Raw genomic sequence first — 18281 nt, 5'->3', positions numbered from 1 at the left:
GACGACCCGATGCTTCGACATGCCCGAGTCTGTCGCCTATGACCCGACTCACGTGTCGCCGATCACCTGTCGCCTATGTCCCGAACCCAGACACCTCACTTGCCACTGTGGGATTCCACGGATTTCGGAGGGGCCGGTGCCTGAGAAGGTGCCGGCCCCTCCGGCGTCTGCACCGTATCTCTGCGCACGTGCAGGTGCGAAAGAGCCAGTTCAGCGAGCGTGAGCGAGAGCACACCTGCTCAGGGGGAGAACCGGCTCCTGCAGTATCGTGAAAGTCATGCGCCTACCCGGTCCGGAGTCTCTCGTCGTCCTCGGAATCGGGCTTCCGGTCACGCTGTTCATCGCGTTCCTCATCGGGCAGATCGCACGCTGGATCGTACGGCGACGGGTGACGCTGAGCACATCGACCACCGTCGTGCTCTCGGTCCTCGGGCTCTCGCTCGGACTGCTGCTGAGCGGGCTCGTCTTTCGGGACTCACGGCCGTGGAGCATCGAAGTGCTCCTGCTCTCGATCGCCTGCACTGTGCTGTTGCTGACGTTGTTCACCCTCGTGGCACGTCGCTTTCAGCCGCCTCTCCCCGAGCACGGGATCTTCGAGCTCGCCCGTCTGGGTGAGTCTCACCTCGTCGAGTTCAAGTCCTCGGCGCGCTGGAACCTGCACACGGAACAACGCGATGAGCGGCTCGAGCTCGTCATCGCGAAGACGGTCACCGGCTTCCTGAACGCCGATGGCGGGACACTGCTGATCGGCGTCTCGGACGACGGACGGATCCTCGGGCTCGAACGAGATTTCTCGTTGATGCAGCGGCCGGACGCAGACCGCTATGAGCTGTGGCTACGCGACTTGCTCTCGACGCGTCTGGGACAGAATGCGGCCACGCTGCCTGTCGTCGATTTCACGCCGACCGTGGTCGACGGCGCGCCCACCTTCGTGTGCCGCGTGTCGTGCCCGAGCTCTCCGGTCCCTGTCTACTTCAACGCGAGCCGCAACGAGCGTGCGGAGTTCTGGGTTCGAACGGGCAACTCGACTCGTCAGCTCGGCCTTGAAGAGACCGCCGAATACGTGATGCTCCGCTGGCCCCTGGGAATCGGCAGGACGATGGCCGCGCAGCTCCGCGCCGCTGTACGAGGCACCGGCGCGGGCAAGAGCGTCGGGGCTGCACGCTAGCTGTCCATTTCTTGACGCGCGGGGCGCTTTCCGGGCGCGGCGAGAACGTGCCTCCAGCGGCGGGGAAGGGAGCCGCGGCAGAGCTTGCCTCAAGGGACTGGTCCCCGGCAGACCGCCGCATCACGCGCGATACCATCACATCGATGATGGGCCAGGACGCCGTCATCATAGGATCGCGGTCATGACAGACTCCCCCTCGGCACAGGTCGCCCCGTCGCGACGTTGGCTGGGCATTCTCGCTCTGGTGGTCTCCGGGCTCCTCGCCGTCCTCACCGTAGTTCTGACGGTGACAGCCATCGTCTACGCCATCAACGGTGCTGGGTCCACCGTGGTGTTGGCGGCCGTCTACGCGCTTCTGGTGCTCCTTCTTCCTGTTCTGATCGCCGTCGGGCTGGGGCTCTGGGCGTTCTTCCGGGCGAGGCCGCGATGGATGGGCACCGTCGCGATGCTGCTGGGAGGGTCGCCGGTGATCCTCTTCGCGGTCATCCTCCTTGTCGGCCTCATCGCGGGCGTGGTGATGTCGGCGGGCATGTAGAGACTCCTTCCCGCCGCGTCGGGCGGCCGACGGTGATCACGTAAGACCTCGTCGCTAAGGGTTTTCCCTGACCTCGGCCTGCCCTGGTGGGTGCACTTCATAGGATCACAGGCATGACAGACTCCGGTTCGGCACAGGTCGCTCCGTCGCGGCGTTGGCTGGGCATCCTCGCCCTCGTGCTCTCGCTCATTCCTTTCGGGATCACGATTGTCACCGTTGTCGTGGTTGTGTCCGCTCTGGTAGCCCCGAGTGAGGGGAGCGGCTGGGCCGGCGTGAACGCCTTGTTCTACGCGCTGATGGCCCTCCTCCCCGGGCTGATCGCTCTCGGCGTGAGCATTTGGGCGATCGCCCGGTCTCGTCCGCGGTGGTGGGGGGTCGTCGCGTTGGTGCTGAGCGTGACGCCGATGATCTACCTGGTCGTCGTGGCCGTGTACATGGTCGTCATGACCCTCATCTATGGTGCCGGCGCCTAAGAGTTCTCCCTGTGCTCTGCGCGGTTCCGGCACGCCATTGCCTAGTGTGGGGCCATGACAGATGCTGAGCCTGCGCCGATCGCGCCACTGCCGAACCCCGGAGCTCCGTCGCTGCGGTCCGGGGCCCCGTCGCGGGCGCTGGGTGTGGTCGCCGCCGCCTTCTCGATCGTGCCGCTGCTCCTTGCCGTTCTGATGCTCGCGATCGGTATCAATGTCTTCCTGACCCCGCAGGATTCGATCGAGAGGATGAACGCGGTGGGCATCCTGATCTACTTCGCGCTCTCGGTGCTCCCGATGGTGATCACTCTTGTCCTCGGCGTCATGGCGATCGTCAAGGCTCGACCGCGCTGGTGGGGAATCGTTGCCGTCGTCCTGGGTGCGACGCCGCTCCTCGCCCTCGCCGTCTCGATTCTCCTCACCAACGGCCTCTCCGGCTCCTAGGTTCCATCGGTCTTCTGCTCCCGTCGCGAAAAGTGCCGTCCGGTGCGCTCAGGAGCGGCAGATTTCGCGACGGGAACGGTCGGAACGGAGACATCGCGGCGATGGCGCGCGGGGCAGGTGATCTTTTGCGCGGGCCGGTCGCCAGCGAATACCGTGGCGGCATGCCCACGCCGATGCTGATCGAGGTCGATGCCGCCTCCGTGCGCAGCGGCGACGTGGATCTGTTGCCGCCGACGACCGTCCGCATCCCGGACGGCGGCACGGTGGTCGTGCGCGGATGGAACGGAGCCGGGAAGTCGACGCTCCTGCGGTTGCTCGCCGGCGTCCTCCGGCCAACGTCGGGCACGGTCCGCTTCCGTGGCAGGGAGGTCGACGAGCGTCGTCCCGAGTTCCGGCGGGCCGTCGCCGCGATGATCGGGCTGCCTCCGACGGCGCCGGATCTCACGATCCGCGACCATGTGACGCTCGTCGCGACGACCTGGTCCGACGACGTCGCGGAGGCCGCGGAGTCGGCCGGGCGCGTCCTGTCGGAGCTGGGGCTGGACAGGCTCGGATCCCGCTTCCCGCACGAGCTGTCCTCGGGGCAGACCCAGCTCTTCGGGCTGGCCCTCGTCCTGGTCCGTCCGTTCGAGCTGCTCCTGCTGGACGAGCCGGAGCAGCGCCTGGATCAGGGGCACCTCGAACGCATGATCGTCGCGCTACAGGCCCGCCGGTCTCGCGGGGTGGCGCTCGTCGTCGCCACCCACAGTGAGGTCCTTGCGGGGGCGTTGTCCGGGAGCCTGCTCCGCCTCGACGAGGTGCCGTGACGCCCCTCGCCGGTGCTCTTGCCGTCGCCCGCGCCCGTGCCCGTGCCCGTGCGGCGATGCGGCTCTGGCGTCATCGTGACGGGAAGGGCGGAGAAGGGCTGGTCTTCCTCCTCTACGCGTCGGTGGTCTTCGCGGTCGTCGCCATCATTCCCGTCGTGCGCCTGGGATGGATCCTCCTCACGGACGCCCCGGGGCTCGATGTCCTCATGAGGGACGGAGCGGATGCGGTGGCCATGCTCGTCACGGCCCTGGTGTGGGCGGGGGCGGCGCTGCTCGGACGGGTGCGCGGACCCGCGGTGCTTCCACCCGTCCTGACCCACGCGCTGTGGGCGAGCGCCCTCCCGCGACGAGTCGCGTTCGCAGGGCCGGTGTCTCGCGCGATCCTGATGTCGGCACTGGCGCCCCTGGCCTTGGTGGCGCTCATCGCGACCGCCTTGTGGAGCTCCGGACGGGCGACGGGCGCCGAGGCTGTCGTCTTCGGGGTGGGCGGGCTCGGCGCTGGCCTCGTCACCGGCGTGATGTGGCTCTTCGGGCAGGCCTACGGGCGTCTGGCCCCCATCGTCAGCGGCGGGATCCTGCTCCTCGGCGCGTTGTCGGTCCTCTTCCCGACCGTCGCGCCGATCTTCCCCTGGGCATGGGTGGGCCTGTCCTACGCCCCCGGCGGATCCCCGATCGCCGCGGCGGGCGCCGTCGTCCTCGGCATCGTCGGCCTCCTCCTGGTCCCCTTCCTGATGGACCGTCTGGAAGGCCCGGTTCTGGACGCTCAGGCTGCGCGATGGGACACCGCCCGGGTGTTCGCATCGACGCTGGACCTCGGATCCGCCTCCGATGTCTACCGGACGCGCCCGCACCTGCTCCGCCGCCTTCGCGTCGTCCGCCCGATCCGCTCCAAGGCCGTGCGCTTCCTCGTCCGCGACGCCCTCGGCGCGCTGCGCACCCCGTGGCGCACGGCAGCAGGCGGTGCGGCCGTGCTCCTGGCCGGCGCGGGCCTCGCCGCGGTGCCCTCGTCGGAGGCGGGGTGGGCCCTGGGCGTCGCGCTCGTCGCCTATCTGGGCCTCGGGCCGCTCACGGACGGCATCCGCCACGCGGCGGCGGTCTCCGCGGATCTTCCGCTCTACGGGCTGAGCGATCGGCGCCTCCTCGCGTACCACTCGATCCTTCCCCTCCTCCTTGCGGTGGTCCTGCTGGGCGTGGGCGGGGCGGTGGGAGCGACGGCGTTCGGGTTCCATCGACCGGTCGCCGTCCTGTCCGGGATGCTGACGGGAGTGGTGCTGGCGGTGCTGCTGGTGATGATCCGTGCGTTCGCCGCGCTCAAGGGACCGATGCCGCCGTCCCTGCTCGTCCCCGTGCCGACTCCGATGGGGGATCTCGGAGCGGTCGTCCGTGCGGCATGGTCCCTCGACGCTCCGCTGCTCGCCGCGCTGTCCGGCGCGCTCGTCGTCACGGCGAACGTCCCGATGATCGTCGCGGGAGCGCTCGCGGTGGCCGCCCTGCTCTGGCGTCGCTGGGCCAGGCGCCGGCGGGGGTGAGGCGAGGGCGAGGCGAGAGTGAGGGGCGTGCTGCCGAGTCTCGGCGTCAGTCGAGGGGGTCGCTCCGGGTCGGGCGGTGCAGGAGGCCCGTGAGGACGGTCGCGACGAGCTCGCGGAGCACGACGGCGAAGTCGAGCTGGAGGCGCTGCAGCTCGGGGTGCTCGCGATAGGCGGCCGCCATGCCGGGGGAGGGGCGGCACATCGCCCAGGCGCCGCCGAGCGCGAGGTTCATGGCGCCCGCGAAGGCGATGCCGCCGGTCGGGCCGAGCGGGCCGACGATCCTCTCCACGAGCCCGACGAGCCGGGCGGCGTGGCCGAGAGCGGCGTGCTTGTAGTCGGCGGCGACCTTTCCGGAGACGTTGTGCTCGAGCACGGTCGCCGAGCTCGCGGCGAGCTCCGTGAGGAGCGGTCGGTCCGAGGCGGTGCGGGCGATGACCGCGGCGACGTGCTCCACAGCCGCTCCGTCGGTCACGACGCCGGTCACTGCCTCGGGGTCGAGCTCCCGGTCGAGCACATCGAGCCATTCCCGGTACTCGCGGTCGTAGAGGTCGAGCAGAACGGCCTCTCGCGACTCGAAGTAGCGGAGCACGTTCGACTTCGCCAGGCCCACCTCGCGGGAGAGGCCGTTGAGGCTGAGCTCCGCGACCCTGCTGCCGGAGAGCATGGTCGCGGCGGCGCTGAGGATCGCAGCGCGCCGCTCGGCGCGCTGCTCCTCGGAGCGGGCGCGCTCGAAGGGGGGTGCGGACATGCCGTCTCCGTTCGTCCTGATCGAGAAGTGCTTGCATAACAGACCAGTGGTCCGTTATGGTCAAGAGACCACCGGTTCTATTATCCACTCTTCGACTCCCGTGGGGGAAATCTCATGTACACCGTCACCGATCAGCGCGGTCGTCGCTTCATCATCACCGGCTCTAACAGCGGGACAGGTCGCGAGGCCGCACGCCGGCTCGCCGCGGCGGGAGCGGATGTCGTCCTCGCGGTCCGAACCCCTGCCAAGGGCGAGGAGACGCGCGCCGCGATCCTGCGCGAGAGCCCCGATGCCCAGCTCGAGGTGCGACGCCTCGACCTCGCCGACCTCGCCAGCGTGCGCGACTTCGCCGCGGGCATCCTGGAGGACTCGCGCCCGGTCCACGTCCTCGTCAACAACGCCGGGGTCATGGCGCCGCGAACCCGTTTCGAGACCGTGGACGGCTTCGAGCTGCAGTTCGGCAGCAACTTCCTCGGCCCCTTCGCGCTCACCAATCTCCTCCTGCCGACGCTCCTCGCGGCGGATGCGCCCAGGGTCACGACGATGTCGAGCGGCGCGGCGAACATCGGACGCATCCGCTTCGACGACCTGCAGTCGTCCCATCGCTACGGCCCCTTCCGGAGCTACGCGCAGTCCAAGCTCGCCGACATGCTCATGGGACGCCAGCTCGCGAAGGTCTCTTCGGAACGGCGCTGGGGGCTGCTCAGCACGGTCGCGCATCCCGGCTACACGCGGACCAATCTGCAGACCGCGGGGGCCAACCTCGGTCGTGCGAGGCAGCGGACGCCCATCGAGAGCACGCTGTTCCTCTCCCAGGAGGTGGAGCAGGGGGCCGAGCCGCTGCTGTTCGCTGCCTCCGACCCCACGGCGGCGCAGGGGGCCTACTACGGGCCGAATGGTCTGCTCGGCATGGTCGGGCCGACGAAGAGGGCGGACTATCCGCGTCGCGCGCGCAGTGCCCAGGTCGCTGAACGTCTGTGGGCGGTGGCCGAGGAGCTCACCGGGACCAGCCTCCCCGCGGAGGCCTGACTCAGGCGGCGTCGGTTTCCGTGCGAAGAGGCGGAAATGCTGAGAAATGACGGCGATCCTGGCTAGGCTCGCTGTCAGCGGGCGTGAAAATCGGTGCCCGCTCAGACTGTGGTCGGGGGACGCGCGGTGCATCGAACCGGGGGGAGAAAACTGATGGTTCAGTCAGCGGAGGGGCGCCGATCGGCGACCGGACGATGGATCGGGGCGTCGGTGGGGATCGTCCTCGCCGGAACGCTGCTGTTGACCGGGTGCGCGGTGACGGGAGCAGGTGAGGTGCCGACGGCTGGAGCGCCGACCGAGGAGGCCTCCCCCTCCGCTTCCGCCTCGCCGGAGCCGTCGAGCGGCCCCGCCGCGGGTTCCGCCGTTCCGGACAAGCTCGGCTTCGCGGAGGGCGCGCAGCTGCCGTCCTCCATACGGCCGCAGTGGAGCGACGGGTTCATCGCCGATGCGAACTGGACCGTCGACGCCGCCGACGACGGCAACGGGTACTGGTCCTACAAGACGGTCGACGGAACCTGTACGGCGTCCTTCTGGCAGGGCAGTCTGGGGACGGACATCGATGTCTCCAGCGGGGATGACCGAGCGGTCAGCGATCAGGTCCTGCAGAAGGTCGGGGGGCTCTCTCCCGAGGCGCTCACCGAGTACGGCCGAGACGGCCTGCTCGGCTATCAGCTCGGCGGGGAGATGCTCCTCGAAAGCCGGGAGGCCTCGAACCAGAACGCCGACGGATGGGTGCGCGTCGCCGCTCGCGGCTTCGCCACGCCCCGCGCCGGGCTCCTGGTGCTCGTCGAGTGCCAGGGCGGCGACCACGACGCGGTCTGGGCGGACGTGATGAGCAAGGCCGCGGTGCTCGTCATCCCGGGGTGACGGCTACGCCCTGGCGCTCCGGCGCGCCGACCACCATCGGCTGATCCGCAGGTCGTCGGCGCTGAATCGGCCGTCGGGGAGGGCCGCGCGGATCCGTGCGTCATCGAACGGGTGCGACGGCCGGATGCCGACGGGGGGCTCGGGGGCGTAAGGAAGCGGCTCGCTGGCGCCCTCGGCGAGCATCCGTGCCTGCGCCTTGGCGACGAGGGGGACGACCATCGCCCACTCGGTCAGCTGCGCGAGCGCGCGGATGCTCCAGATCGGCGCGGGGGTGAAGACGGGGCGCGCTCCGGCGACCCGGGCGATGCGTCGCACCGCCTCGCCGAGGGAGAGCTCCTCCGCGCCCATGACGGCCACCGTCTCGTCGGGGATGCGTCCTTCGAGGGCGGCGACCAGGACGTCGATCGCATCGTCGACGGGAACCGGTCGCACGTTCCGCTCGCGGAAGCCGACCGTCGCGAAGATGGGCAGGGTCCGCACGGCGCGGGTGACGTGGTCGATCATGTGGTCGCCGGATCCGTAGATCATGCCGGACTTGAGGATCGTGTGATCGATCCCGGAGTGCCGGACGATCTCCTCCGCCGCCCACTTCGACTCGTGGTAGCCGGATCCGCAGTCCGGCCTCGCGCGGAGGAAGCTGACCATCACGATCCGCCGCACGCCGGCGCGGCGGGCGGCCTCCACGACGGCGCGGGTGCCTTCGACGTGGACGCGGGCGAAGGTCTGGTCGCCGATCTCACGATTGATCCCCGCGCAGTGCGCGACGGCGTCGCATCCCTCGAAGGCTGCGGTCAGCGCCTCGACGTCGTCGATCGGGACCCCGGTCCGCCGGGAGATCATCACCGTGTCCGCCGTTCCCAGCCGCTCGGCGAGGTGTCGTCCGACGAACCCTGTCCCGCCGGTGATGGCTACCCGCATGATCGATCTCCTTCGCTCATTAGCAATTTAGCGAAACTCTATATCGCAATAGTGCTATATTGCAAACATGACCGATGCAGCGACCGACATCTTCGCGGCGCTCGCGCACCCGACGCGACGGCAGATCCTCCAGGACCTCAAGGACGGGGAGCTGGCCGCCGGAGAGATCGCCGCGCGCTTCTCCGTCAGCGGGCCCACGATCTCCCGGCACCTGAGCATCCTGCGGCAGGCGGGACTGATCACTGAGCGTCGGGACGCCAACCGCATCCTCTACTCCCTCGTCGGCGAGCGACTGGCGCTCTCCGTCGGGGACTTCCTCTCGACCGTGTGCCCCGAGCAGATCGTGCTCCGGGAGATCCGCAAACGCGGCACCGGCCAGGCGAAGGGTCGCGTCGCCGAGGCCTGAGCGGCCTTCCGCCGCACGCTCCCGCTCGGCCCTCTTCTTCGGGCCTTCCCGTCTCGAAAAGTGCCGTCCGAGTCGCCGAGAACCGGCCGATTTCGCGACGGGAGCGGAGAGCAGGGCGCCGGATGAGGGGCCGGGGCCGTAAGGGGTCGCTGAGGGGCGGAGCGCCGGAAGGGTCGCCGAGGGCAGATGCCGGAAGGGGCCGCTGAGGACGGTCGGGGCGACGCTAGGAGGCGATGAGCGGTTCGTTGTCCTTCATCCGCAGCGCCGTGTGACCGAAGGAGAGGATCGAGGCGACGACGACGATCGCGATGTAGACGGGGAGGCCCCAGTGCATGGCATGGACGAGGTGCCAGGTCTCCTTCAGCGCGATGAGGAACGCACCGGCCGCGACGAGGAGCCAGGCCTGCGCCTTGGATTGGAAGGTGAACATCACCTTGCGCGTGCCGGCGGGGAGCGAGGAGACGAACTCCCGCCGTTGTCGCTGCCCGCTCCGCCAGATCAGCGCGACCGCCACCGGCGGCAGGAGCCACCACCACGGGGAGACGCCGCTGGGCTTCTGCTCGGGGCGGGAGATCCCCGAGAGCTGGTCAATGGAGTCGTCCGCGACCTCCCTGAGCTCCATCGCCCCCTGATACAGGGGGCCTGCCACCAGCAACCACGCGCCGATGGCGGCGCACCACAGACTGAAGTCATCCACCCGAGGAGTGTACTGACCCTGATCAGCTCTCCGCGGCCTCGATACGGCGCGCGGGCTCGGCCGGGCGAGGCTGCGGTGTGCCCGAGACGAGGCCGCGGAGCCGCGGGAGCGGGATCTTCGGCTCGCGGTTCTCGTCGACGAGGCCGTTGGTCTCCTGCGCGGTGTCGGTGAGCTGGGTGTAGCACCAGCCGGCGAGCGCCTCGCTCGCATGCACGGCGGCGAAGATCCCCGTGAGGTGCTCCTCCAGCGCCTCACGGGAGTCGACGAGCCGGTAGCCCCAGGCGTCGTCGTCGGCGGGGTCGATGCTCACGCCGCCGAACTCGCTGAGCAGGACGGGCTTTGACGCGGTGTCGCGCGACTCCTCGTCCGTGCCGACGAGCATGCGGCGACCGTTCGGCGCGATCCCGTCGAGCGCGGCGCGCACGGATACCTCCGCGCCGTACCGGGCGCGGAGGACGGCGGCGTCGTTCTCGTAGTCGTGCACGGTGAACAGGTCGGATCGGGTGTGCTCCCAGCCGTCGTTGGAGACGACGAGGCGGGAGTCGTCGAGCGTCCGGGTCAGGTGGTAGAGCGTGCGGGCGAGCTCGCGCTGCCGGGGATCCTGGGCGATCCGGTCGGCCCCCCAGCTCTCGTTGAGGGGCACCCAGACGACGATGCTGGGGTGCGACGCGTCGCGGCGCACCGCCTCGGTCCACTCCTGCACCAGGCGGGAGACGGCGACGTCGGAGAACTCGTAGACGCTGGGCATCTCGGCCCAGACGAGCAGGCCGATGCGGTCGGCCCAGTAGAGGAACCTCGGGTCCTCGATCTTCTGGTGCACGCGGACGGAGGTGAATCCGAGGTCCTTGATGAGCTGCGCCTCCGCGCGCAGCGCGTCGGCCGACGGCGCGGCGAGGTGCGTCTGCGGCCAGTAGCCCTGGGAGAGGACGGCGCGCACGGTCGTGGGGCGGTCGTTGAGGAGGATGCGTCCTCCCTCCGTGCCGACCGAGCGGATGCCGAGGTAGGAGTCGATGTGATCCGGGTCCTCGTCCGGCGCGGCGAGCTCGATCGTGGCGTCCAGGAGGGTCGGCCGCTCCGGCGTCCACAGCCATTCGTCCAGTGCCTGCCCGTTGCGGAGCACGGCGAGGGGGAGGACGACCGTCGTGCGCGTCTCGCCGATCTCCGTCGTCTGCGCGGCGATCCGCTCGCCGTCGCGGTGCAGGACGACCTCGAGTCGCGTGCCGGGGGCGGGGCGAGAGGAGAGCTCGACGTCCAGGCTCACGACGGCGTCCGCGACGTCGGTGCGCCAGGTGAGGGATCGGACGTGGAGGTGAGGGACCGACTCGAGCCACACCGGCTGCCAGATCCCGCTCGTCCGGTCGTACCAGACGACGTGACGGCGCAGCGCCCAGTCCTGCTTACCGCGGGGCTGGGCGAGGTCCTGCGGATCGTCCTCGGCGCGGACGACGATCTCGAAGCCCCCGGACGCGCCCTCAGGGACGTCGACCGTGAACGGCGTGTGCCCGCCCTCGTGATGGCCGACGTGCTCTCCGTCGATCCAGACGTCCGCGCGGTGATCGACCGCCCCGAAGTGCAGGAGGAGCGTGCGGCCCGTCCCGTGCCCCGACGCCGCGACCTCCTCGGCCGGCACGGCCCGGCGGTACCAGAGGACCCGGTGATAGCCGGTGTCCCCGATGCCCGAGGCGGGCGACTCCGGCGGGTAGGGGACGACGATCTCGCGCGTGAAGGGTGCGGGGTCGTGTGCCCAGCCGTCCCGGACGCCGACGTCCTCCGGATCGAACGCGAAACCCCAGGTACCGGTGAGGTCGGCCCAGTGGGCGCGCACGAGCTGCGGGCGGGGGTAGCTGCCGTCCTGACGGCTGGCCGGGGTGCGGAGGTCGTGGAGCATGGCTGGAAGCCTATCCAAGATTTGCAGCGCTAGAAAGAGTGGGAACGAAGAAAGGCGTCGTGCGGCGGGCGGGCCGGACTACGCGATCGTGCCGCGGTCCTCGATCGTGTGCGGGGCGATACGGTGGCGACCGATGCCGTCGTACCCCTTCATCCGGTCTTCGAGCAGATCGAGGGCGGTCGCCGCGATCGCGCGCTTGTCGGGGGAGATCGAGGAGAGCGGCGGGGTGCCGAACCGCGCCAGGGCTGTGTCGTCCCAGCCGAGGACCGACACGTCGTCGGGGACGCGGAGGCCGGCGTTCGAGAGCGCGCGCATGGCGGCGAGGGCGAAGAGGTCGTCGCGGCAGAGCACGGCCTGCGGCTCGATCCCCCGTGCGAGCGCCTCCTCGAGGGCGCGGACGCCGTCGGCCATGTCGAATCCGTCGCTCTCGATCACGAACGCGGGGTCCAGGGGGATGCCCGCGGCGACGAGGGCCTCCTGGTGTCCGATGAGGCGAAGGCGCGTGGACTCCGTGATGTCGGTGCGGACGGTGGCGAGGAAGGCGATGCGGCGGCGGCCCGCCTGCAGCAGCCGCTCGGTCCCCTCCCGCGCTGCGCGGACGTTGTCGATCATCACGTGATCGGTTGTCAGCGGGCGGGCGGCCTCGCCGAGGAGCACGAGGGGCGTGTCGGGACGGAGCCGCGCGATCTCCAGCGTGTCGATGCGGGCGGGGTGGAAGATCACGCCGTCGACGAGCCCCTCCTCGCGGTCGCGGATGACGGCGCGCTCGGCCTCCACGTCGCTGAGGGTCTGCTCGACGATGATGCGATAGCCGCGACGCCCCGCCTCCTCGCCGATGTGCCGCGCGATCTCGGCGAAGTAGGGCTGATCGAGCTCGGGAATGGCGAGCGCGAGCATCCCGGTCCTGCCGGTCGCGAGGCGGCGTGCGGTGAGGTTCGGCCGGTATCCGAGCTCGTCGATCGCCGTCTGCACGCGCCGGCGCATCTGATCGGAGACGTGCTCGTAGTCGTGGACGACGTTGGAGACCGTCTTCATCGAGACGCCGGCGAGATCCGCCACGTCCTGCAATCGGACCCGTCCGCCGGGCCTGCCTGTCGCCATGGTCCCCATCATAGGTGGCCCGTGGGAGCGGATCCGTTGACATTTACAGCGCTATACATTAGCGTCCCCTTCATCGAGCATCCCCAGCCGCTCGCCCCGACCGGTGCCGCAGTGACGCGGCCTCAGGAGGGCTGGACGCTCCCATCTCGTAGAGGAGAAGCAGATGAGAACCCGAACTGCAGCTGTTGCTCTCGTCGCGGCGACCGCGCTCGTCCTGAGCGGTTGCGCCGGCGGATCCTCCGATGCCGGAGGCGACCGGACCATCACCTTCATGGGGTGGGGATCGCCGCAGGAGGTGGACGTCTTCAAGGACATGATCGGGCAGTTCGAGGACGAGAACCCCGGCGTGAAGGTCGACTACATCAGCGTGCCCGCGACGGACTTCGCCACCAAGCTGCAGACCATGATCGCCAGCAAGAAGGTGCCGGACGTCTTCTACCTGGCCCCGGAGAACGTGATGCCCTACGCGGACAGCGGGATCATCGCCGATCTCAGCGGCTTCGTCGCCGACAACGAGATCTTCGACGAGAAGAACGTCTGGCCGAATGCGATCGACATGTACCGCTACGACGGCAAGACCCCGGGGAAGGGCGCGATCTACGGCCTTCCGAAGGACATCGGACCGTTCGCGCTGGCCTACAACAAGGACCTCTTCGCCGCGGCGGGCATCACCCCGCCGGCCCCGGACACCCCGTGGACGTGGGACGAGTTCGTCGCCGCCGCCAAGAAGCTCACCACGGGCGAGGGCGCGGACAAGGTCTACGGATCGGCGCCCTACTCGCTCGAGTCCGCCGTCTGGTCCAACGGCGCCGACTGGCTCGACGCCGATCACACCACCGTGACCGTGACCGATCCGGCCTTCGTCGAGGCGCTGCAGTGGGTCGCGGACCTCGGCCTCAAGGAGGGCGTCGTGCCCTCCAGCGAGGAGGAGAGCTCGCTGGGAAGCTTCCAGCGGTTCATCGACGGGAAGATCGGGATGATGGGGATCGGCCCGTGGAGCCAGGGGCAGCTGTGGGACGAGGCCGGCTTCGACTGGGACATCATGCCCTGGCCGGTGAGCCCCAAGACCAAGGAGCGCGCCACCTGGTACGGCGGGATCGGCTTCGCGGTCGCCGGTGCCAGCAAGCACCAGGACGACGCCTCGAAGCTCGCCGCCTTCCTCGCCGTCAACCAGGACGCCCAGCGCACGAACATGGAGAAGGGGCAGGCGGTGCCGAACCTGATCGACATGGCCGAGAAGGAGTACCTCGCGATGGACGCGGCTCCCGCGAACAAGGAGGAGTTCCTCCGGATCATCAAGGACTACGGCCGCCGTGCGACGCAGACCTACACGTACAACAGCGAGTGGTTCACCCTCTTCAACTCCGACGTCCCGAGCGTGATGCTCGGGGAGAAGACGGCGCAGGAGTTCACGACGGCGATCGCGCCGGAGATGCAGGCGCTCCTCGACGAGGGCATCAGCGCGCAGGGCAAGTAGGCGCGGGACGGTGAGCATCGGGATCAGGACCCAACGGCCGGAGCGCGCGGGCGGGAGGAAGACGGGCGAGGAGAAGAAGATGGCGTCAGGGCAGCGCGCGTCCGACATGCGGCGGCGGGAGCGGCTCTGGGGGTGGGCGTTCGCCGCTCCGATCACGGTCCAGGTGGTGCTGTTCTGCGCCGTCCCCGTGGTCATCGCGATCGTCGCCGCCTTCACGAACTGGAACGTCATCAAGGGGACCTACGACTTCGTGGGGGTGTCGAACTTCGTCGAGTTCCTCACCGACCGGAAGTTCTGGATCGCGACCGGGAACACGCTCTACATGCTGTTGCCGATCCCCTTCTACCTGGTCTTCGCCGTCCTGTTCGCCATCGGCTGCCATCGGAACACCCCGGGGAACAAGCTGTTCCGGGTGCTGTTCTTCCTTCCCTACATCTCCTCGATCGTCGCGCTCGTCGTGATGTGGAAATGGCTGTTCAACTACGAGTACGGCCTCGTCAACCAGACCCTCATGGCGTGGTTCGGCGTCCAGGGGCCCAACTGGCTGGGCGACCCCGCGTGGGTCAAGTTCACGATCGTGCTCATGATCGTCTGGAAGATGGTCGGCATCTCGTCGATCTACATCCTCGCCGCGCTGAAGAACATCCCGCAGTCCTACTACGAGGCTGCGCGGCTGGACGGGGCCGGTCCCATCCGCTCGTTCTTCAGCGTCACCCTCCCGCTCCTGTCGCCCGTGCTGTTCTTCCTGGTCGTGATCGGGGTCATCGGGTCGCTTCAGACCTTCGTCGAGGTCCAGCTGTTCACCAGCGACGGCGGCCGCGGATACAGCGCCGCCACCATCACCTACTACGTCTGGGAGAAGGCGTTCGTGTCCAACGAGATCGGTCTCGCCTCCTCGGTCGCCTTCTTCTTCGGCCTCGTGATCCTCGCCGTGACCATGCTGCAGTTCCGACTGTCCCGCCGCTGGGTGTTCGAGGGGGAATGACCATGACACGCACACAGGCGACGCAGCGTCGTACGGGGACCTTCGTCTCCTTCCTGCTGATGCTCCTCGGGGCGCTGACGATGGTGCTCCCGTTCCTCTGGATGCTGTCCACGTCGCTGAAGGAGTCGAAGCTCGTCTTCGAGTTCCCGCCGACGTGGATCCCCGATCCTCTGGACTTCGCGAACTACCTGGAGGTCTGGCAGGTCGCCCCGCTCGCGACCGGCCTGCTGAACAGCGCCGTCGTGACCGTCACGGTCGTGGTCGTCGGCACCTTCTCCTCGACCATGGCGGCCTTCGCGTTCGCCAAGCTCGAGTTCCCCTACAAGCGGGCGCTCTTCGTCGCCCTCCTCGCGACCATGATGATCCCGGTCGTGGTCCTCCTCATCCCGCAGTTCCTGGTCTACGCCGAGATCGGCTGGATCGACACCCTGCTCCCGCTCATCGTGCCGGCGATGCTCGGCAACATCACGATGATCTTCTTCCTGCGGCAGTACATGTTTGGGCTCTCGAACGAGCTCATGGACGCCGCCAAGCTCGACGGCGCCGGGTACTTCCGCATCTACTGGAGCATCTTCCTGCCCCTGTGCAAGCCGGCGATCGCGGCGAACGTGATCATCGTCTTCATGGCGACCTGGAACGACTACCTGGGACCGCTCATCTTCACGAACTCCCCGGAGAACTCCACCGTGCAGCTCGTCATCGCCTCGCTCACCTCCTACTACGCGGAGCAGACCGACTTCCCGATCGTCATGGCGGCGTCCATCATCGCGGTCCTGCCGGTCGTCCTCCTCTTCATCGGCGCGCAGAAGTACTTCGTCGACTCCTTCGCCATCAGCGGGATCAAGGGCTGAGGGATGAGCGTCTACCGGAACCCGATCCAGCGCGACGACGACTTCGCCGACCCGTTCGTGCTCCGTCACGACGGCCGCTACTACCTCTACGCGACGAATCCGGACATCCGGTGCTGGAGCTCGGACGACCTCCTGCACTGGCGGTCGGAAGGGCCGACGATCGCGCCGGACACGTTCCCGGGGCTCGTCCCCTTCGCGCCGGAGGTGGTCTACGCCGACGGGGCGTTCTTCATGTACACCTCGCCGTCGGGGCACGGGCACCACGTGCTCCGCAGCGAGAGCCCCACCGGGCCGTTCCGCGACGTCTCCGGCAACGTCGGGCACGCGATCGATGGAAACGTGCTCATCGACGACGACGGCCGCTGGTACTTCTACTGGGCGGGGGACGAGGGCATCTGGGGGTGCGAGATGCCCTCGCCGACGGAGTTCGGCGAGCCCGTGCTCACCGGGATCCACATGAACGGCTGGACCGAGGGGCCCTTCGTCAGCAGGCGGAGCGGCCGGTATCACATGACGCTCACCGGCAACCACTACCTCAGCCGCGGGTACCGGATCGACGCGGCCTTCAGCGATCATCCGCTCACGGGGTGGACGGCGGGCCCGACCAACCCCCTCGTCGTGAGCACGGCCGAGGGGTTCCGCGGACTCGGGCACAGCAGCAGCGTCACCGGCCCAGACCTCGTCTCGACGTACCTGGTCTACCACAACATGAATCCGGACCTCACGCGGCATCTCGACATCGACCGCCAGGTGTGGAACGACGCCGCGCTGCAGGTGCTCGGCCCGTCCCGGGCGGCCCCCGCCCCTGCCGCCCCCGACGCGCGCTGCGTCTGGGAGCACGGTGCGGACGCGGACTGGACGGTCCTCGCGGGAACGCTCGACGGACGGGACGGGCACGGACTGCTCGGTGCCGGCAGTGGTGGCGGTGCCGGTGCCGGTGGTGATGCCGGTGCCGGTGATGGCATCGCGCTGTGGTCCGTCGTGCCGACGTCGGAGCTCCTCACCGCCGAGCTCTCGCTGACCGCCGTGGACGCGGAGCGATACGGGATCATCTGCGAAGGGGATGGCGCTGGAGACGGAGCCAGAGATGGATCCGGAGCCGAGGAGGGCGGCGGTCGGCTGCTCGTCCTCGTCGATCGGTCGGCGCATCGTGTGACGGCGTCGCGAGGACGGGAGCTCATCGCCGCCGCGCCGCTCCCACCCGCCTTCGCCCACGATGCCCTGCACGCCTGGCGCCTCGTGGCGGGCAGCGAGGGTGCGGAGCTGTCTCTCGACGGACGACGTCAGCTGATCCTCCCGAACCTTGGAATCGTGACCGCGCTCGGGGCGGTGACAGAGGGCGGCGCCGTGCGGATCGGCCGGTGCGCCGCGACCGCGGCGACGCCCGAATCCGCCGACGCCCACGCGGTCGCCCCCGTCCCGGGCCGGCTGTGGGCGACGCTGTCGCCGTCGGCGCGACCGGTGACGCAGGCCGCGGAAGGCCTTCCCTACGCATCGGTGCCGGTCGAGGCGGGCGAGGAGCTCGCCTATCGCCTCCATGCGGCGACCGCGGGGGAGTACCTCCTGCACATCGCGGGCCGCTTCGCCGCCGGGGACGCGCTCGCCGTCACGGTCGATGCCGCCGCAGCGGAGCCGGCCCACAACACCGAGCCGTTCGATATCGCTGAGCCGGTCTACAACACCGAGCCGGCTCACGTCGCCGAGGACTGTCACGTCGTGACGATCCCGGTCGCGCTCGCCGAGGGCGGGAACGTGCTGCGCATCGAGGCGCGCGCGGGCGGGCCGATCCTCACCCTCCTCACCGTCGTCGCGATGCCCGCGGCCGGAGTCGTCGCCATCTCCGAGGCGGGGATCGTCGGGTTCGGGAAGGAGATCCTGGACACCGCGGACCGCGCGGACGTGGACGTCTCCGCGATCGTCTCATTCACCCCGGACGTGGCCTCGAACGCTGTCTCCGACGCGGAGGGCGGTCATGGCGACCTGCTCCTGCGAGTGCGGGAGCCGGCGGAGGGCGGGGAGGGCGACGACACCCGGCTCGGGATCGACTTCCTGCTCGGCTACTCGGTGCAGTTCCACGCCGATCGGCTGACGCTCGCCCGGCACGACTACGACGAGCGCGTGCTGGCGACCTGCCCGGTCACGATCGACCCGGCGCGCAGCTATGCGGTGCTGATCCGCCTTCGCGGCGAACGCCTCTCGGTCGAGCTGGACGGCGTCGTCCTCTTGGAGGTCCGAGACCTCCTGCCGCATGCGACCGGGGCGACCGGGATCCGGGCCGCCGGCGGGTCGCTCCGGGTCGAACGTCTCGAGATCAGGATCACGGACGCCGTGCGTCCGTGACCGGAGGCGGCAACCGTCCGTC

Annotated in this window: 18 protein-coding genes; 13 read left to right on the top strand and 5 right to left on the bottom strand. The window is 69.4% G+C overall.

Features of this window, described 5'->3' with window-relative positions; all coding sequences use genetic code 11:
* The first annotated feature begins 277 nt into the window (after positions 1–277).
* From J2Y69_RS13890 to J2Y69_RS13865, 6 genes are all read left to right on the top strand, one after another.
* Entirely contained in the window at positions 278–1168 is an 891-nt protein-coding gene (locus tag J2Y69_RS13890; protein ID WP_310021749.1) for an AlbA family DNA-binding domain-containing protein, read from the top strand.
* A gap of 181 nt (positions 1169–1349) precedes the next feature.
* Positions 1350–1703: a hypothetical protein gene (locus J2Y69_RS13885; protein WP_310021747.1), complete on the top strand. Its 354-nt coding sequence runs from the start codon at positions 1350–1352 to the stop codon at positions 1701–1703.
* A 113-nt stretch (positions 1704–1816) separates the two neighbouring features.
* Entirely contained in the window at positions 1817–2176 is a 360-nt protein-coding gene (locus J2Y69_RS13880) for a hypothetical protein (protein WP_310021745.1), read from the top strand.
* Positions 2177–2230: 54 nt separating this feature from the next.
* A complete protein-coding gene (locus tag J2Y69_RS13875) occupies positions 2231–2617 on the top strand; it encodes a hypothetical protein (protein WP_310021743.1) in 387 nt (128 codons plus the stop codon).
* Positions 2618–2778: 161 nt separating this feature from the next.
* Positions 2779–3423, top strand: coding sequence for an ABC transporter ATP-binding protein (locus J2Y69_RS13870; RefSeq protein WP_310021741.1), 645 nt, complete (start codon positions 2779–2781; stop codon positions 3421–3423).
* Positions 3420–4952, top strand: coding sequence for a hypothetical protein (locus J2Y69_RS13865; RefSeq protein ID WP_310021739.1), 1533 nt, complete (start codon positions 3420–3422; stop codon positions 4950–4952). Before J2Y69_RS13870 ends, J2Y69_RS13865 begins: the two co-directional genes overlap by 4 nt.
* A gap of 46 nt (positions 4953–4998) precedes the next feature.
* Here the strand turns inward: J2Y69_RS13865 and J2Y69_RS13860 are convergent, their stop codons facing one another.
* The gene (locus J2Y69_RS13860) at positions 4999–5700 is read right to left on the bottom strand and encodes a TetR/AcrR family transcriptional regulator (protein ID WP_310021738.1); all 702 of its coding nucleotides are present in this window, start codon (positions 5698–5700) and stop codon (positions 4999–5001) included.
* A 114-nt stretch (positions 5701–5814) separates the two neighbouring features.
* Here J2Y69_RS13860 and J2Y69_RS13855 point away from each other — a divergent pair, with 114 nt between their 5' ends.
* Both J2Y69_RS13855 and J2Y69_RS13850 read left to right on the top strand, forming a co-directional pair.
* Entirely contained in the window at positions 5815–6729 is a 915-nt protein-coding gene (locus J2Y69_RS13855; RefSeq protein WP_310021735.1) for an SDR family oxidoreductase, read from the top strand.
* 153 nt (positions 6730–6882) lie between these two features.
* Positions 6883–7596, top strand: a complete 714-nt coding sequence (locus J2Y69_RS13850) for a hypothetical protein (RefSeq protein ID WP_310021733.1) — start codon at positions 6883–6885, stop codon at positions 7594–7596.
* A gap of 3 nt (positions 7597–7599) precedes the next feature.
* On the opposite strand, the gene J2Y69_RS13845 is transcribed toward J2Y69_RS13850, so the two are convergent.
* On the bottom strand, positions 7600–8514 hold the full coding sequence (locus J2Y69_RS13845) for an NAD(P)H-binding protein (protein ID WP_310021731.1): 915 nt from the start codon (positions 8512–8514) through the stop codon (positions 7600–7602).
* A 67-nt stretch (positions 8515–8581) separates the two neighbouring features.
* Here J2Y69_RS13845 and J2Y69_RS13840 point away from each other — a divergent pair, with 67 nt between their 5' ends.
* Positions 8582–8920, top strand: coding sequence for a metalloregulator ArsR/SmtB family transcription factor (locus J2Y69_RS13840; protein WP_310021729.1), 339 nt, complete (start codon positions 8582–8584; stop codon positions 8918–8920).
* A gap of 223 nt (positions 8921–9143) precedes the next feature.
* On the opposite strand, the gene J2Y69_RS13835 is transcribed toward J2Y69_RS13840, so the two are convergent.
* The 3 genes from J2Y69_RS13835 to J2Y69_RS13825 all read right to left on the bottom strand — a co-directional run bounded on the left by J2Y69_RS13835 (position 9144) and on the right by J2Y69_RS13825 (position 12606).
* The gene (locus J2Y69_RS13835) at positions 9144–9617 is read right to left on the bottom strand and encodes a hypothetical protein (protein ID WP_310021727.1); all 474 of its coding nucleotides are present in this window, start codon (positions 9615–9617) and stop codon (positions 9144–9146) included.
* 22 nt (positions 9618–9639) lie between these two features.
* Positions 9640–11505 (bottom strand): glycoside hydrolase family 2 protein, encoded by a 1866-nt coding sequence (locus tag J2Y69_RS13830; RefSeq protein WP_310021725.1) that lies wholly within the window; start codon positions 11503–11505, stop codon positions 9640–9642.
* A 78-nt stretch (positions 11506–11583) separates the two neighbouring features.
* Positions 11584–12606: a LacI family DNA-binding transcriptional regulator gene (locus tag J2Y69_RS13825; RefSeq protein WP_310021723.1), complete on the bottom strand. Its 1023-nt coding sequence runs from the start codon at positions 12604–12606 to the stop codon at positions 11584–11586.
* 163 nt (positions 12607–12769) lie between these two features.
* On the opposite strand from J2Y69_RS13825, the gene J2Y69_RS13820 reads away from it, so the two are divergent.
* The 4 genes from J2Y69_RS13820 to J2Y69_RS13805 are packed head-to-tail and all read left to right on the top strand — an operon-like array spanning position 12770 to position 18259.
* On the top strand, positions 12770–14083 hold the full coding sequence (locus J2Y69_RS13820) for an ABC transporter substrate-binding protein (RefSeq protein WP_310021720.1): 1314 nt from the start codon (positions 12770–12772) through the stop codon (positions 14081–14083).
* A 10-nt stretch (positions 14084–14093) separates the two neighbouring features.
* Positions 14094–15068, top strand: coding sequence for a carbohydrate ABC transporter permease (locus tag J2Y69_RS13815; RefSeq protein ID WP_310021718.1), 975 nt, complete (start codon positions 14094–14096; stop codon positions 15066–15068).
* Positions 15069–15070: 2 nt separating this feature from the next.
* Positions 15071–15919, top strand: coding sequence for a carbohydrate ABC transporter permease (locus tag J2Y69_RS13810; RefSeq protein ID WP_310021715.1), 849 nt, complete (start codon positions 15071–15073; stop codon positions 15917–15919).
* 3 nt (positions 15920–15922) lie between these two features.
* Positions 15923–18259, top strand: coding sequence for a glycoside hydrolase family 43 protein (locus J2Y69_RS13805; protein WP_310021713.1), 2337 nt, complete (start codon positions 15923–15925; stop codon positions 18257–18259).
* Positions 18260–18281 lie beyond the last annotated feature (22 nt).

This window comes from Microbacterium resistens (genome assembly GCF_031456305.1).
In the GTDB taxonomy this organism is placed as follows: Bacteria; Actinomycetota; Actinomycetes; order Actinomycetales; family Microbacteriaceae; genus Microbacterium; species Microbacterium resistens_A.
This window is presented reverse-complemented; position numbering and strand designations above follow the sequence as displayed.

Excerpts from the sequence above, each read along its gene's own strand:
- J2Y69_RS13805 (WP_310021713.1), top strand. The coding sequence starts at position 15,923 with ATGAGCGTCTACCGGAACCCGATCCAGCGCGACGACGACTTCGCCGAC.
- J2Y69_RS13830 (WP_310021725.1), bottom strand. The coding sequence starts at position 11,505 with ATGCTCCACGACCTCCGCACCCCGGCCAGCCGTCAGGACGGCAGCTAC.
- J2Y69_RS13810 (WP_310021715.1), top strand. The coding sequence starts at position 15,071 with ATGACACGCACACAGGCGACGCAGCGTCGTACGGGGACCTTCGTCTCC.
- J2Y69_RS13870 (WP_310021741.1), top strand. The coding sequence starts at position 2,779 with ATGCCCACGCCGATGCTGATCGAGGTCGATGCCGCCTCCGTGCGCAGC.
- J2Y69_RS13845 (WP_310021731.1), bottom strand. The coding sequence starts at position 8,514 with ATGCGGGTAGCCATCACCGGCGGGACAGGGTTCGTCGGACGACACCTC.
- J2Y69_RS13855 (WP_310021735.1), top strand. The coding sequence starts at position 5,815 with ATGTACACCGTCACCGATCAGCGCGGTCGTCGCTTCATCATCACCGGC.
- J2Y69_RS13840 (WP_310021729.1), top strand. The coding sequence starts at position 8,582 with ATGACCGATGCAGCGACCGACATCTTCGCGGCGCTCGCGCACCCGACG.
- J2Y69_RS13860 (WP_310021738.1), bottom strand. The coding sequence starts at position 5,700 with ATGTCCGCACCCCCCTTCGAGCGCGCCCGCTCCGAGGAGCAGCGCGCC.
- J2Y69_RS13890 (WP_310021749.1), top strand. The coding sequence starts at position 278 with ATGCGCCTACCCGGTCCGGAGTCTCTCGTCGTCCTCGGAATCGGGCTT.
- J2Y69_RS13825 (WP_310021723.1), bottom strand. The coding sequence starts at position 12,606 with ATGGCGACAGGCAGGCCCGGCGGACGGGTCCGATTGCAGGACGTGGCG.
- J2Y69_RS13880 (WP_310021745.1), top strand. The coding sequence starts at position 1,817 with ATGACAGACTCCGGTTCGGCACAGGTCGCTCCGTCGCGGCGTTGGCTG.
- J2Y69_RS13850 (WP_310021733.1), top strand. The coding sequence starts at position 6,883 with ATGGTTCAGTCAGCGGAGGGGCGCCGATCGGCGACCGGACGATGGATC.
- J2Y69_RS13875 (WP_310021743.1), top strand. The coding sequence starts at position 2,231 with ATGACAGATGCTGAGCCTGCGCCGATCGCGCCACTGCCGAACCCCGGA.
- J2Y69_RS13885 (WP_310021747.1), top strand. The coding sequence starts at position 1,350 with ATGACAGACTCCCCCTCGGCACAGGTCGCCCCGTCGCGACGTTGGCTG.
- J2Y69_RS13820 (WP_310021720.1), top strand. The coding sequence starts at position 12,770 with ATGAGAACCCGAACTGCAGCTGTTGCTCTCGTCGCGGCGACCGCGCTC.